This window comes from Ruegeria sp. BJ5 (assembly GCF_056537865.1).
On sequence record NZ_JBQFSH010000002.1, the window covers coordinates 1 to 12,902 of the forward strand.

Here is a 12,902-nt window from a genome sequence, read left to right on the forward strand (position 1 = left end):
CTCGGGACTGGTTTTGAAGTACTTGAAAGAGGCAGGTTTGGTCATGGGCAAAAGCTACGCAACCGTCCTGCCTGCCTCAAGACAAGTTCTTCTGACAAGACCCACAAGGTAGCAAGGTCGGCAAAACGGATAAAGTGGGTGTTCAAGGAACCTTTTAAAGCGCCTTTTCAATGAACTTTGAAAAAAGCTCACCCTGCGAGTTGATCCTAAGTTTCGCGTAAATGTTGCGTCTGTGGATGCGGACTGTGCCTGGAGAGATGCCGAGAATTGTGCCAACAGCTTCTGCCGAATGGCCCTTCAATGTGAACTCAACGACTTCTCGTTCTCGTGGCGTCAGAACGCCATCGCCAAATGCCTGGAATGCTAGATCAACGCGACGACTAACGCCATTCGCTGCGGCGCCGCGGGCCATCGTTGGAAAGTCACTCCAATGTTTGCAACAGGCTGCCCGAACGAGCGGCCATAGAGCGTGCAAATGACGAATTTCCTTGGCGGAAAAAGGCTTCTCTGCTCGCATGAGCGAGACCACAACCATCCCAGCGCCTGGGATATCGATAAAGTAGCCAATCTCCTCTGCTAACCCAGTCCTTTTGTAATAGCTGCGATAGTATTCGCCCTGATAGAACCTGTCCGGTGCGATATCGCGCATGCGGTACAGACCCGGCGTTATTGGTTTTGTCGCGGCCAAAAAAAATGGATCAAGTACGTAGGGCCCGGCTTGGTAATCCTCAACAAAAATACGCCGTTTGCTTTTGGGGAAATCGTCGTGAAGGTCTATTGGTGCTTCGGTTCCAACATGGCCAAACACCACCGTAAAATCAAATGGTGCGACCTGCCGTAAGCCATCTGCCAAAGCACATGGAAATTCTGGGGTTCCGATCTTCTCCACGACCCTGCCGGCCTCTTCCATCCAATCGTACACACGCCGCTCCAGATTTTCGAAAAGCACCTCTGTACCCCAATTGTGGTATATACAGTTATTCCGAGTTATTGTTACTTTTTCCTTGTTTGAGTGGTATGCCAACAAATGCCAAAAAATCAAGCAAAAGGAAAACGGCAGTATATGAGCTTTGACATGAGCGTCACCATGCAGACGATTGCGGAACTCCGAGGAGTGACCAAGACCTTCGGGAATGTGGTCGCCGCCAAAGACCTGAATCTTTCCATTGGGAAAGGAGAGTTCCTGTCGTTCTTAGGCCCATCTGGTTGCGGCAAAACCACTGCGCTTAGAATGTTGGCAGGTTTCGAGAAGCCAACCGAAGGTCAGGTGTTGCTCGATGGAGAAGTCGTCAACGACTTGGATGCGCACCATCGCCCAGTCAACATGGTGTTTCAGCACTATGCTCTTTTTCCTCACCTAAGCGTGTTCGACAACATCGCGTACGGCCTGCGCCAACAACGACCACGCGTAGACAAACAAACAATCGCGACAAAGGTTGAGCAAGCGCTGGAAACTGTCCGTCTTGGTGGGTTTGGCCCACGTCGCATCTGGGAGATGTCTGGTGGTCAGCAGCAACGCGTCGCTTTGGCGCGTGCGATCGTAAACGAGCCCAAGCTTTTGCTGCTTGATGAACCAATGGCTGCTCTGGATCGAAAGCTTCGAAAAGAAATGCAGTTTGAACTGCAGAACCTGCAACGACAACTAGGGATAACTTTTGTCCTCGTCACGCACGACCAAGAAGAAGCGCTTTCAATGTCCGACCGAATTTGTGTGATGGAAGGCGGCAGTATTGTGCAGGTTGGCAGCCCACGCGAACTCTATGACATGCCCCGCAGCCGCTACGTGGCTGGATTTGTAGGCACCTCAAATTTCTTTGATGCAACTGTGACTGACTCAGCAACCGACCAAATCACTGTGCGTTTAGCGAGTGGCCAAAAGGTGCACGGAACTCCGGAGATTCCAATAGATGCAGGGCAGGAAGTGTGCGTTAGTATCCGTCCTGAACAGATCACGCTGACCCGCGCGCTACCCACAGCTGAAATCGCTCTGCCAGTTACCATTCAAAATCGGATCTTCCTTGGGGAGCACACAGAATACCTTGCGCGCAACGAAGCACTGGGTGATTTCCATGTACTTGTGCCAAGGCAAGCGGAATTGAACGAGGGGACGTTCAATGCAGGAGAGCAGGCCTTTGTTTCATGGGGCGAAGGCGCACTGCTGATCCTGGAAAAATAACAAATCCCGCAATCCAACAACAGAGAGGTTCACAATGACCAAGGATAATGGGACTATTTCCAAGCAAAAGTTCATGGAAGAGCTTCGCCGGTACCAAAAGGGTTCGGTTACACGGCGACATTTCTTAGGCGTGACAGGTCTTGGGATGGCAACGGCCGTTCTGGGCACGGCCATTCCTGGGTTGCGTCCACGCCCGGCATTTGCTGCCGGGGACATTGGCGACCGAGTGATCCTCGCCACATGGCCGAACTACCATGACGAGATGAACTTCGAAGCCTTCACGGAAGCCACTGGCGCCCATGTTCAGGTCAATGTTTTTGGCTCGAATGAAGAGATGTTGGCAAAACTACAGGCTGGAGGGTCTGGCTGGGACGTTTTCGTTCCAACCAACTACACGATCACTACGTATGTGGGTGAAGATCTGATCATCCCGCTCGATACGTCCAAACTGCCAAACTACGACGCAGGTTCATTCGAACAGCGCTTTTCCGATGCCGGTTCTGTCGATGGCCAGCTTTACGCGGTCCCAAAAAACTGGGGCACGACTGGCTTTGCAGTGAACACCAGCAAGCTTGACGGCGCTCCGACTCCAACCACATGGAAAGAGTTCTGGGACCTTACTATGGAAGGTTACTCAGGCCGGACAATGGTGCATGATTACCAACTCACCACCATCGGTAATGCCCTGAAATACTTCGGCTACTCCTTCAACTCGGTCGATGAGAAGGAACTGGCGGATGCCGAGAAATTGTTACTGGATGCCAAACCGCATCTGTTTGCAATCTCGTCGGATTATCAGCCACCGATGCGTAACGGTGACGCCTGGATGACGATGTGCTGGACAGGTGACGGCAAGCAGATGAATGTCGACATCCCTGAAATCGCCTACGTTCTGGGAACTGAGGGCGGTGAACTCTGGTCCGACTACTACGCTATTCCTAAGGGCGCACCCCATATGGATGCCGCTTATGCCTTGATCGACTTCCTGCTGAACCCGGAAGTTAATGCGAAAGAAGTCCTCGCCCACGGCTATCCATCGGCTGATGCTCGCACCAATGCGTTGCTGCCGAAGGAACTACTGGAAGATCCGATCCTTTATCCGGCAGCTGACCTTCTGAATGCACTCGAGTTCGGCGCGGCGGCTACACTAACCGATCCAAACCGTGCCGAGTTGCTCGCCCGCTTCAAGTCGGCCTAAGCGGCAAGGCCGCCAATATCGGAAAAGACGAGGACAAAATGACCGAACGAGGCAGAAAAGCACTGTTGCTGGCTCCAGCAGGAATATGGCTTTTGGTAATGCTAGCCCTTCCTCTGCTGGTCGTCTTCGTCTTTTCCTTTGGCGAACGGGGTGCCGCCGGAGGCTACGTTCCAGCGTTCACGTTGGAACAATATGCCAACCTTCCTGCGCGATGGACGGCGTTTAAGAACACTTTGATCCTTGCACCTCTGGGGACTATCGCTGCGTTGGTAATTGCCTACCCGCTCGCCTACTTTCTTGCAGTGCGTTGTTCACCAAAGTGGAGAACTTCGCTGTTGATCCTAGTGATCGTGCCGTTCTGGACATCGATCCTGATCCGGTCATACGCTTGGATTTTCATCCTTGGGGGGCGTGGCTTGCCCGCTTTACTGGAGTCGATCGGCATCGATGATATCCGCCTGATAAATACGCCGTTCGCTGTGCTTGTCGGGATTGTCTATGGGTATCTACCTCTGATGGTTTTCCCGATTTTTGTAAGCTTAGACAAACTGGATAAACGCCTTCTGGAAGCATCGGCTGATCTCGGCTCTACCCCATGGCGTACGTTCCGTCAGGTGACACTTCCTTTGTCGGTACCTGGTATCGCAACTGGCTGCATGCTGGTCTTCATCTTGCTGATGGGCGAGTTTCTGATCCCAGCGATCTTGGGCGGCGGAAAGGTCTTTTTCGTCGGAAATGCGCTGGTGGACCTGTTCCTGCAGTCTCGGAACTGGGCGTACGGATCGGCGGTCGCAATGACTCTGGTTGTCGTAATGCTTGTCACTGTCTCAATTTACATGAAATTCATCTCGCGCCTGGGTGGCCAGCGCGAAGATGTCTCGCTGATGTGAGGGTCCGATGCGCTTATACGCGATTTGCGTCTACCTTTTTCTCTATATTCCAATCGGCATCATCGCGCTTTTCAGCTTTAATGCCGGACGACACGCAAGCCAGTTCATGGGGTTCTCGACCCAATGGTATGGTAGAGCGCTGAACAACCCATTTGTAATGGACGCGCTCGAGACCAGTCTGCTTGCGGCATTAATAACTGCTTGCCTCGCATCCACTCTCGGAACCATGGCGGCCATCGCTTTACAAGGGGTTAAGGGATGGCTCCGAACTTTGTTTGATGCGATGATTTATATTGCGATAATGATACCCGGTATCGTCATCGGCATCGCGACACTCATTGCCCTGGTCACCGTATTCGGCTGGCTAAACCCGCTTCTTGCAAGCCTATGGCCCGATGGAGCAAATCCCCCGCAACTTTCCATGGGGATGCCCACGCTTGTCGCCGCCCACACCATGTTCACAATGGCGCTGGTCATAATCATCGTACGTGCAAGGCTATCGGGTATGGACCGCGCGCTCATGGAAGCTTCGGCTGACCTCTTTGCGACGCCCTGGGGCACCTTTCGACAGGTGACCCTGCCGTTGATAGCACCGGCAATTTTGGCAGGCTTCCTGCTCAGCTTCACTTTCTCATTTGATGATTTCATCATCGCGTTCTTCGTAGCTGGCTCAGAAACAACCCTGCCAATCTACATATTCTCATCCATCCGGCGCGGCGTAACACCCGAGATCAATGCCATCGGCACTATGGTTATGGGCGCGTCGCTCTTGTTGCTCGTAGCAGCGCAGCTGCTTTTGCACCGAGGCGCCTCAAAATCGAAAAATTAAATAAAGGAGCCAAGTGACATGCGGCTTGCAGGTAAGGTCGCGCTCGTGACGGGCGCGGGATCAGGAATTGGTCGGGCGGGTTCAATGGCAATGGCACAAGAGGGTGCGCATGTTGTGGTAACCGATCGCGATGCAACACTTGCTGAAGCCACTGTGGCCGCGATCGTAGCGCAGGGAAATCAAGCATCTGCCATACAGCTTGATGTGACCGATGACGATGCCCTTACCAGAACCATAGACCAAGCAGTTAAAAACTTCGGTCGGCTTGACGTGTTGCACTCTCACGCCGGGTTGCAGATCGAAGGAACGCTGGAAGAAGTGGAACCAGATGGAATGGATGCTTCTTGGGCATTGAATGTCCGCGCTCACTTCATTGCCGCGCGTGCAGCCGTCGCCCATATGAAATCACAAGGTGGAGGCAGCGTGATCGTCACGGCCTCCAATTCTGGGGTTCAATATGACCGGGGTATGATCGCCTATGCGACTACAAAGCACGCTGCTGTTGCGATGGTTCGGCAGATGGCAGCCGACTACGCTGTCCATGCAATCCGTTTCAATGCCCTATGTCCAGGATTTGTAGACACCCCTTTCAATGCAGGCTTCGAAAAGCAGATGGGAGGCCGTGCCAAACTGGAAAGCTACATCGAGCAGGCGATCCCCATGAGTCGATGGGCGACAGTTGAAGAGATTGGCCATGGGATTGTCTATTTAGCTTCAGATGAATCCGCTTTTATGACGGGGCAAGCCCTGGTTATCGATGGCGGTGAATGCATTTAGTGATGGGTTAGACCGCTCAAGAGAATGTCTATCGCCGCAATTCATTTTGGCGAGCACATTTCAGTCCGCTTTGGGCTCGAGGCAGACGTTCGCTCACCTACGCTCAATGACTGCATTGCGGACGAAGCTGCCGATTATGATCACTTAATTGATGTCCGCTTTTGGGATCAGTGATCTTGATCACACAGGTCGTGGTCTGCAAGCGAAGCCAAGACATAACAGTCTTCTACTACGCCACGACCGTCGCATCCTTGAGCAATACGCTTCAGTTCATTCTCCAGCGCCTTTAGCCTTTTGATCTTCGCTCGCACTTCGGACAACTGACCTTCGGCAATCTTGGTGGCGGCTTCGCATGACCGGTCCGGATGATTTTGCAACTCGATCAGCGAAGAAATCGCTTCTATGGAGAAGCCAAGATCACGCGCATGACGGATGAAGCTCAGGCGTTCCAGACCCTCATTTGTGTAACGCCTCTGGTTGCCAGCTGTACGTTCCGGCTCTGCCAGCAGCCCCATTTCTTCGTAGTAGCGGATGGTCGGAACTTTGACTTTCGTGCGCTTTGAAAGCTCTCCGATGGAAAACATGAAAATACCTCTTGAACCTCTAGTCACTAGAGGCACTACACTATGATCAAGACAGATTCAAAAAGGCTTTCCAATGTCAGGATGTTGTGGGCATGACGCCAAGTTCGATGGCGTGTCAGATGATTACAAAAGGCGGCTATGGATCGTCATTGCGTTGAACGCGACGATGTTCGTAGTCGAGATGACCGCTGGTCACTACGCAAAGTCACAGGCGCTTCAGGCTGATGCTCTCGACTTCCTCGGCGACGCACTGACCTATGGTATCTCGCTCGCTGTGATCGGTGCCTCAGTTCGCGCCCGCACCAATGCAGCTTTGGCCAAAGGGGTGAGCTTGCTTTTGATGGGCCTTTGGGTATTCGGATCGACCGTATACCGCGTCTTCTATGTCGGCGTCCCTGAAGCTGAGATCATGGGCATAATCGGAGCTCTTGCACTGGCTACAAACCTTGCCAGTGTGTTGTTGCTTGTCAGCTACAAAGACGGCGATGCCAATGTCCGCTCTGTCTGGCTCTGTTCGCGGAACGATGCCATCGGCAATGTGGCCGTTATGTTTGCGGCCTTGGGCGTCTGGGGAACGGCAAGCGGTTGGCCAGATCTGATTGTCGCAGCGATCATGGCAACGCTGTTTCTTTCTTCTGCTTTCCAGATCGTGCGCCAAGCGCTCGCCGAGCGCCGGGAAGTTGGAGAACATCAGCATGCTTACCGGGGATGAAGACAACCTATCACGAATGATGCGAAATTTGCTCAATTGAGTCGCAAGTAAAGAGGACTCTCACTATGCACCTGAAACGCCGCCAAATACTGACTTACGCCGCAGGCTTCGCCAGCACAGCACCATTTGCCACGTTTGCGCAAAACACACCTTCCATCCATGTTCTCAAGGATCCGAATTGCGGCTGTTGCAGTGCTTGGATCGATATCCTTCGGCAGGAAGGCTTTCGCGTTACCGAGGAGCGCAGCTTTGGAACACTGCTCGTCCGCCACAAATTGGACAACGGCATTCCCGAAAAAATGATCTCCTGCCATACAGGCGAGATCGATGGCTACATGATCGAGGGGCACGTACCGGTTGCCGACATTCGTCGTCTGTTGGAGGAGCGACCTAGCGCCATTGGACTTGCTGTTCCTGGGATGCCTTTCGGTTCGCCTGGGATGGGGCCGGAAGATCGTCGTGAGGCTTACGATGTGTTTTTGTTCCGTCGGGACGGCGCTACCGAGGTATTCACGAGTTACGAAGCGGCCTGAGGCGACAGTCATCGAGCGGAAACAGTACGAAGGAGGAGAAGATGACACGGAGGTGCTGTCAGACGAATTCGAACCAGTCTCAGTTTGCCGCGGAAACCGCGAACCTATCCGGAACAAAGTTGACGCCACTCGCGTAGAGCGGCGGCGCGGGTCAGCTTGAAGGTGTCTCGACTGGCTAACGATCTTTCCTGGTTGAAGTGGTTGTAAACGGAGGAATGGACGGAGGCGAATTTCTGTAGACTTCGCATGCGCTTGAAACGCTGCATCGCGCGTTCGCGTCGTCGAAACGGCAGGTGCGAATTCTCAACACGGTTGTTGAGCCACCTGCCCGTCTGTTGTTTTTCGAGCGCGCCTATTTCTCTGAGCGCAGCCTTGTATGAAGCGAAGCGATCTGTGACGACCTCCTTGGCGCAACCGTGCCGCTTCATCAATTTCTTGAGAAATTTCAGTGCAGCAGCTTTGTTACGGCGCTTTGTTACAACTGCTTCCAGCACCTCGCCTTCGTCATCCACAGCGCGCCAAAGATAATGCCGTTTGCCATTCACTTTCACAAAGACCTCGTCCACGTGCCACTTCCATTTTGAAAAGGTTCGGAGTTGCTGCACACGCTTCCGTCGGATCTCAGCGGCGAACATCGGGCCGAACCTATTCCACCAATAGCGGACTGTCTCATGGCTTACATCGATCCCACGTTCATGCAGGAGATCTTCGACATTTCGAAGCGAGAGCGGGAAACGGATGTACAGCATCACCGCAAGGCGGATGACCTCGGGACTGGTTTTGAAGTACTTGAAAGAGGCAGGTTTGGTCATGGGCAAAAGCTACGCAACCGTCCTGCCTGCCTCAAGACAAGTTCTTCTGACAAGACCGTCGCCGCGGCATAGGTCAACGACCACTGACTTAGTTCTCCATTACGATCTTTGCCATGGTCGAAAGACAATGCGGCATTAGTGGCGGCCGAGCCTGGCTCCGCGTTGACGGTTGAGTCTGCATCAAACTATACTTTTGCCATGCCTAGCGGAAAATACATCGACGATTTGTCGGTTGGCGAAACCTTCGAAACCGGAGGCGTTACGCTGACCGAGGGAGCGATTATTGACTTCGCACTGGTTCATGACCCGCAGCCCTTCCACGTTAACAAAGTGGCTGCCGCAGAGTCGATTTTCGGCGGTCTCATCGCCAGTGGATTTCAGACAATAGCCCTTACTTTCAGGTTGTTCCGCGACACTGGTGTACTTACCGGCACCAATCTGGGTGGACATGGTATGGACGAGGTGCGGTGGCTGGCTCCTGTGTATTCCGGTGACACGATCAGCGTGCGCGTCACGGTTGAGGCAATTACACCATCACGTTCGAAGCCCGACCGGGGAACGGTCAAATTCCGATACCAGACATTTAACCAGAACGATGTTGAAGTTCTTAATCTGATCATGCACCACGTGATGGCATATCGGAGTTAAGGCAGTTTGCAGCGACTTGGGCGCGCCGATCAATTTGAACTCCCATTGTCATCTTCAAGAGTATCCTTGGGCCCGCTACATAAGGCTTCTATTCGCAATTGCGGTCGTGGCGTACATGCAAACTAGCTTGTTCGCGTGTTCTCAATCCTTTTTGCCTAAATAACTACTTGTAGATTGCCGCATAGCGAGGTGCGAAGAACTTAACGAAGGCTCTAACCTCTGGCCGACGATAGGCTTCCGGCGAAATGAGCATTAGGTGCGGCACCGCAAGTTCGGGGATTTCGTCGAAACATCGGATAAAAGACATATCTGTTTCCACCAGCTTGACGTTGCTGATTCCAAGGCCTTGCCCTGACCTGATCGCCGCATGCATTAGCTCGAGTTCAGTGAAAGACATAACGATCTGGTCCGGCTCCACGTGATTGGTCAACCATTCGTGGAATACATTTGGTACATCGTCCCGCTGAAAGGTAACAAACTGATGCCCGGCCAGATCATTCGTTGACCCCGGTAAGCCAAATTTGTCCGCGTAATTTCTGCTGCCGAACAAAGACCAGCGGGCCGTGCTGATCTTCCGGCAAATCAGGTCAGGATCGGGATCGGTTCTTGCAAGGCGCAAAGCAATGTCGGCCTCGCCCGCCATCAGGTCCAGCGCCCGAACGCTGGATAAAAACTCGAATGCGACATCCTGATTGTCGGCGGAAAACTCGTTTACGATTTCAATCATGCGTGCGGAGAAGTTTGCCGAATAAGCGGTGATACGGATGGGTTGTGTCGACGTCAATTCCTTCGCGCAATCGGCAAATTCGAGGACTGAAGCCTCGATTGCCTCGGCTAGGGGAGCGAGGCGAAGCGCTTCTCGGGTCGGCTTAAACCCGTGCGTACCGCGCTCAAACAGCGTCAACCCTGTTTCTCTTTCGAGAACATCAATGCGTCGGGCGACCGTTGGTTGGGAGACCGTTAGCTTTCTAGAGGCCGCAAGCGTCGATCCTTCTCTCAAGACAGAGAGGAACACACGAATATCCGACCAATTTCGGAACCCATTCTTCATTTTTGTAGAACAGCACAATTTTGTGCCGGATACCAGAAAAACAGGTGAACAGTTACCTTTGTTGCGACAGCGCAAGTAACTCGGAAAGGACCATGAGATGGCTTCCCATACAATGTCACCCAGCATCTGGACCGTATTTGGTGGACTGATCGGTTGGACCAAGAGAGCCTGCCCCGAAGCCCGGAAGCCGCGGCCTACAGCTGACGATTTTCACGCTGAACGCGACTATATTAATGACGTGATCTGGAGTAATCCCGATGCGTTTTCGAGTGAGCTTGACGTGCAGAACATGGTGAGTCTTTATCCAGGAAGGTTCTGACGACACTTGGTGACAATCGGCCGAATAAGGCGATTAGATCACGCCAAATGCAGCTGCAAGCTGGAAGTGGCAGCCACGCACCTGTGTTGTAGCCATTGAGTAAGTACCAATACGAGACTTTCATGAAGCCCGCGAAAGAACCCAGGCCGATTTACTTAGCTCAATCACCGGTGCTGTCAGACCAATTCGAACCAGTCTCTGCCAGGACAGGGTCACTGCCTCTTATCCAGCGCAGAGTCCGCGCCATTCGGCGAGAGCGGCGGCGCGGTTCAACTTGAACTGGGGTCTGCTGGAGAGGCTGCGCTCGTGATTGAAATGGTTTGTGACGGAGGCATGGACGGAGGCGAACTTCTGTAGACTTCGCATGCGCCGGAACCTGAGCATCGCTCGCTCCCGTCGTCGGAAAGGCAGGTGTGAGTTCTCCGCTCGGTTGTTGAGCCAGCGACCTGTCTCCTGCCGGTCGCCTGCTCCGAGTTCCTTCAGAGCGGCGCCATAGGACCGGAGCTTGTCCGTCACGATTGCCTCGGGACGACGGTGCTTGCGCATTGCTTTCTTGAGAAATTTGAGCGCCGCCTTCTTGTCTCGTGTCTTCGTCACGAAGCTTTCCAGCACCTCGCCCTCGTGATCAACAGCCCGCCAGAGGTAGTGACGCTCACCGTTGATCTTCACGAACATTTCGTCGAGGTGCCAGCGCCACCGGCTGGATTTTTTCCCTCCGATCCGGCGTTTTCGGATCTCCGAGGCGAACATCGGACCGAACCTGTGCCACCAATATCGGACCGTTTCGTGGCTCACATCGACACCCCTTTCATGAAGGAGATCTTCGACATTCCTGAGCGAGAGCGGAAAACGGACGTAGAGCATCACCGCCAAGCGGATGATCTCCGGGCTAGTTTTGAAGTACTTGAAGGGACGGGATCTGGTCATGCAGGGACGCTAGCCAGCGGCCTGCCCTGCCTCAAGATAAGTTCCTCTGACACTACCTGAATGTGCCCTTCCAACAATACCGTTGCAATGATCCAACCCGCGGCCCTACGGTGGCGGCAACTAATCCGTTCAGCAATTTCGTGCTCGGGGGCACAGCTCATGGTCGAACCGATCGAGGTACACAGTTTCATTGCCATGACGCTCGGCATAGTCGTCTACTTTCTTGGAGCACAGCTGTCCGACCGGTTTCCGATCCTGCGAAAGTACTCTATCCCCGAACCGGTATCTGGCGGATTGCTTGCTGCGATTCTGACGCTTGTCGTTGTGACTGCGACCGGGCGCGAGGTGATTTACGACCTGGATGCGCGTGACTCCTTGCTGGTCTACTTCTTTACCACCATCGGGCTGAACGCGAAGTTTTCGGATCTGGTCAAGGGCGGCCCGCTGCTCGGCATCATGCTTCTTCTGACGATTGGCTACATGGTCGTTCAAAATGGCATCGGCGTTTTGGGCGCGTCGATCTTTGGCCTGCACTCGCAGGCTGGTGTCATGATGGGAACGACATCACTGATAGGCGGCCATGGCACCGCGATCGCGTGGGGCCCAGTGGTAGAGCAGCAATACGCGGTGGCGGGCGCCGCCGAACTGGGCATCGCCGCCGCGACGGTCGGTTTGATTCTGGCAAGCCTGCTCGGCGGCCCCATCGCCAACTACCTGATCAGCCGCGACAAGCTGGAACCGAGCACCGAGGAGCGCGCCGCCGCAGCTGGAGAAGAAAGCGCGGCTGAAAACGCCAGCACTGCCTCCTTCGGTGGCCCTACGAACCCCGGCCTGATGAGAGCCATCCTTTGGTTGCACATCTCCATTGTGATCGGCTTTGTCGCGGATGAAGCGCTGGACGCGGCGGGTTTGAAGCTGCCGTTGTTTGTGCCCTGCCTTCTTTCCGGCATCGTCATCGCCAATCTCGCTCCAAAACTGTTGCCGCGCATCAAGACACCTACCGGAACCGCGTCGCTGCAGCTGTTGCAGGACTTTTCACTGGCTGTCTTCCTGTCCATGTCGCTGATGAGCATGCAACTCTGGACCCTGGCGGGCTCGGCCGGTGTTCTGGCCTTCACGATGCTTCTGCAGACTGCCGCCGCTGCCCTGTTCATCGTTTTCGTTGTCTACCGAATGATGGGACGGAACTACTTTGCCGGCGTCATCTCGGCCGGGTTTGCCGGCTTCGCCCTCGGCGCAACGCCGACGGCGATCGCGAACATGACGGCGGTCACGCAGAAGTATGGCCCCTCGCCTCTGGCCTTCATCGTGCTGCCGCTGGTGTCGGCCTTTTTTGTGGACGTCGCCAATGCCTTCATCATCCAGGGGTTCCTTTCGGTTCTACCCTGATCCTGCGCATCACCGGAACGGTGCAAGAACTGCGGCGGGCGGACTTGCGCGGCGGTA

At 54.0% G+C, this 12,902-nt stretch carries 14 protein-coding genes; 9 read left to right on the top strand and 5 right to left on the bottom strand.

Going from position 1 to position 12,902, the window contains the following annotated elements; all coding sequences use genetic code 11:
- Nucleotides 1-154 precede the first annotated feature (154 nt).
- A complete protein-coding gene (locus ACR0NY_RS07465) occupies nucleotides 155-922 on the bottom strand; it encodes a helix-turn-helix transcriptional regulator (protein WP_093962973.1) in 768 nt (255 codons plus the stop codon).
- Nucleotides 923-1,075: 153 nt separating this feature from the next.
- Here ACR0NY_RS07465 and ACR0NY_RS07470 point away from each other — a divergent pair, with 153 nt between their 5' ends.
- From ACR0NY_RS07470 to ACR0NY_RS07490, 5 genes are read left to right on the top strand one after another with little or no spacing between them, the layout of a single operon-like run.
- Nucleotides 1,076-2,176 carry an ABC transporter ATP-binding protein gene (locus ACR0NY_RS07470; protein ID WP_254432852.1) on the top strand — a complete coding sequence of 367 codons (1,101 nt, stop codon included), beginning with the start codon at nucleotides 1,076-1,078 and terminating at the stop codon, nucleotides 2,174-2,176.
- 34 nt (nucleotides 2,177-2,210) lie between these two features.
- Nucleotides 2,211-3,374, top strand: a complete 1,164-nt coding sequence (locus ACR0NY_RS07475; RefSeq protein ID WP_170368212.1) for an ABC transporter substrate-binding protein — start codon at nucleotides 2,211-2,213, stop codon at nucleotides 3,372-3,374.
- A 38-nt stretch (nucleotides 3,375-3,412) separates the two neighbouring features.
- Nucleotides 3,413-4,264: an ABC transporter permease gene (locus tag ACR0NY_RS07480; protein WP_093962199.1), complete on the top strand. Its 852-nt coding sequence runs from the start codon at nucleotides 3,413-3,415 to the stop codon at nucleotides 4,262-4,264.
- A 7-nt stretch (nucleotides 4,265-4,271) separates the two neighbouring features.
- The gene (locus tag ACR0NY_RS07485) at nucleotides 4,272-5,093 is read left to right on the top strand and encodes an ABC transporter permease (protein ID WP_170368211.1); all 822 of its coding nucleotides are present in this window, start codon (nucleotides 4,272-4,274) and stop codon (nucleotides 5,091-5,093) included.
- 18 nt (nucleotides 5,094-5,111) lie between these two features.
- The gene (locus tag ACR0NY_RS07490; RefSeq protein ID WP_170343055.1) at nucleotides 5,112-5,870 is read left to right on the top strand and encodes an SDR family NAD(P)-dependent oxidoreductase; all 759 of its coding nucleotides are present in this window, start codon (nucleotides 5,112-5,114) and stop codon (nucleotides 5,868-5,870) included.
- A gap of 167 nt (nucleotides 5,871-6,037) precedes the next feature.
- On the opposite strand, the gene ACR0NY_RS07495 is transcribed toward ACR0NY_RS07490, so the two are convergent.
- Complete coding sequence (locus tag ACR0NY_RS07495; RefSeq protein ID WP_170343053.1) at nucleotides 6,038-6,454, bottom strand: MerR family transcriptional regulator; 417 nt, start codon at nucleotides 6,452-6,454, stop codon at nucleotides 6,038-6,040.
- Between the two features lie 73 nt (nucleotides 6,455-6,527).
- On the opposite strand from ACR0NY_RS07495, the gene ACR0NY_RS07500 reads away from it, so the two are divergent.
- Nucleotides 6,528-7,166: a cation efflux transmembrane domain-containing protein gene (locus ACR0NY_RS07500; protein WP_170343051.1), complete on the top strand. Its 639-nt coding sequence runs from the start codon at nucleotides 6,528-6,530 to the stop codon at nucleotides 7,164-7,166.
- Nucleotides 7,167-7,231: 65 nt separating this feature from the next.
- The gene (locus tag ACR0NY_RS07505; protein ID WP_170343049.1) at nucleotides 7,232-7,699 is read left to right on the top strand and encodes a DUF411 domain-containing protein; all 468 of its coding nucleotides are present in this window, start codon (nucleotides 7,232-7,234) and stop codon (nucleotides 7,697-7,699) included.
- Nucleotides 7,700-7,803: 104 nt separating this feature from the next.
- Here the strand turns inward: ACR0NY_RS07505 and ACR0NY_RS07510 are convergent, their stop codons facing one another.
- Complete coding sequence (locus ACR0NY_RS07510; protein WP_093964971.1) at nucleotides 7,804-8,511, bottom strand: IS6 family transposase; 708 nt, start codon at nucleotides 8,509-8,511, stop codon at nucleotides 7,804-7,806.
- A 138-nt stretch (nucleotides 8,512-8,649) separates the two neighbouring features.
- Here ACR0NY_RS07510 and ACR0NY_RS07515 point away from each other — a divergent pair, with 138 nt between their 5' ends.
- A complete protein-coding gene (locus tag ACR0NY_RS07515; RefSeq protein ID WP_217354834.1) occupies nucleotides 8,650-9,159 on the top strand; it encodes a MaoC family dehydratase in 510 nt (169 codons plus the stop codon).
- Nucleotides 9,160-9,322: 163 nt separating this feature from the next.
- Here ACR0NY_RS07515 and ACR0NY_RS07520 read toward each other — a convergent pair whose 3' ends face one another.
- Nucleotides 9,323-10,336, bottom strand: coding sequence for a LysR family transcriptional regulator (locus ACR0NY_RS07520; protein WP_217358614.1), 1,014 nt, complete (start codon nucleotides 10,334-10,336; stop codon nucleotides 9,323-9,325).
- A 415-nt stretch (nucleotides 10,337-10,751) separates the two neighbouring features.
- Nucleotides 10,752-11,456 (bottom strand): IS6 family transposase, encoded by a 705-nt coding sequence (locus ACR0NY_RS07525; RefSeq protein WP_170368210.1) that lies wholly within the window; start codon nucleotides 11,454-11,456, stop codon nucleotides 10,752-10,754.
- A gap of 159 nt (nucleotides 11,457-11,615) precedes the next feature.
- Between ACR0NY_RS07525 and gltS the strand changes: the two genes are divergently transcribed.
- Nucleotides 11,616-12,845 (top strand): sodium/glutamate symporter, encoded by a 1,230-nt coding sequence (gene gltS, locus ACR0NY_RS07530; RefSeq protein WP_170340515.1) that lies wholly within the window; start codon nucleotides 11,616-11,618, stop codon nucleotides 12,843-12,845.
- The last annotated feature ends 57 nt before the right edge of the window (nucleotides 12,846-12,902 follow it).

Coding starts and splice junctions, on each gene's coding strand:
- ACR0NY_RS07470 (WP_254432852.1), top strand. CDS start 1,076: ATGAGCGTCACCATGCAGACGATTGCGGAACTCCGAGGAGTGACCAAG.
- ACR0NY_RS07475 (WP_170368212.1), top strand. CDS start 2,211: ATGACCAAGGATAATGGGACTATTTCCAAGCAAAAGTTCATGGAAGAG.
- ACR0NY_RS07480 (WP_093962199.1), top strand. CDS start 3,413: ATGACCGAACGAGGCAGAAAAGCACTGTTGCTGGCTCCAGCAGGAATA.
- ACR0NY_RS07485 (WP_170368211.1), top strand. CDS start 4,272: ATGCGCTTATACGCGATTTGCGTCTACCTTTTTCTCTATATTCCAATC.
- ACR0NY_RS07490 (WP_170343055.1), top strand. CDS start 5,112: ATGCGGCTTGCAGGTAAGGTCGCGCTCGTGACGGGCGCGGGATCAGGA.
- ACR0NY_RS07495 (WP_170343053.1), bottom strand. CDS start 6,454: ATGTTTTCCATCGGAGAGCTTTCAAAGCGCACGAAAGTCAAAGTTCCG.
- ACR0NY_RS07500 (WP_170343051.1), top strand. CDS start 6,528: ATGTCAGGATGTTGTGGGCATGACGCCAAGTTCGATGGCGTGTCAGAT.
- ACR0NY_RS07505 (WP_170343049.1), top strand. CDS start 7,232: ATGCACCTGAAACGCCGCCAAATACTGACTTACGCCGCAGGCTTCGCC.
- ACR0NY_RS07510 (WP_093964971.1), bottom strand. CDS start 8,511: ATGACCAAACCTGCCTCTTTCAAGTACTTCAAAACCAGTCCCGAGGTC.
- ACR0NY_RS07520 (WP_217358614.1), bottom strand. CDS start 10,336: ATGCTGGGTGACATTGTATGGGAAGCCATCTCATGGTCCTTTCCGAGT.
- ACR0NY_RS07525 (WP_170368210.1), bottom strand. CDS start 11,456: ATGACCAGATCCCGTCCCTTCAAGTACTTCAAAACTAGCCCGGAGATC.
- gltS (WP_170340515.1), top strand. CDS start 11,616: ATGGTCGAACCGATCGAGGTACACAGTTTCATTGCCATGACGCTCGGC.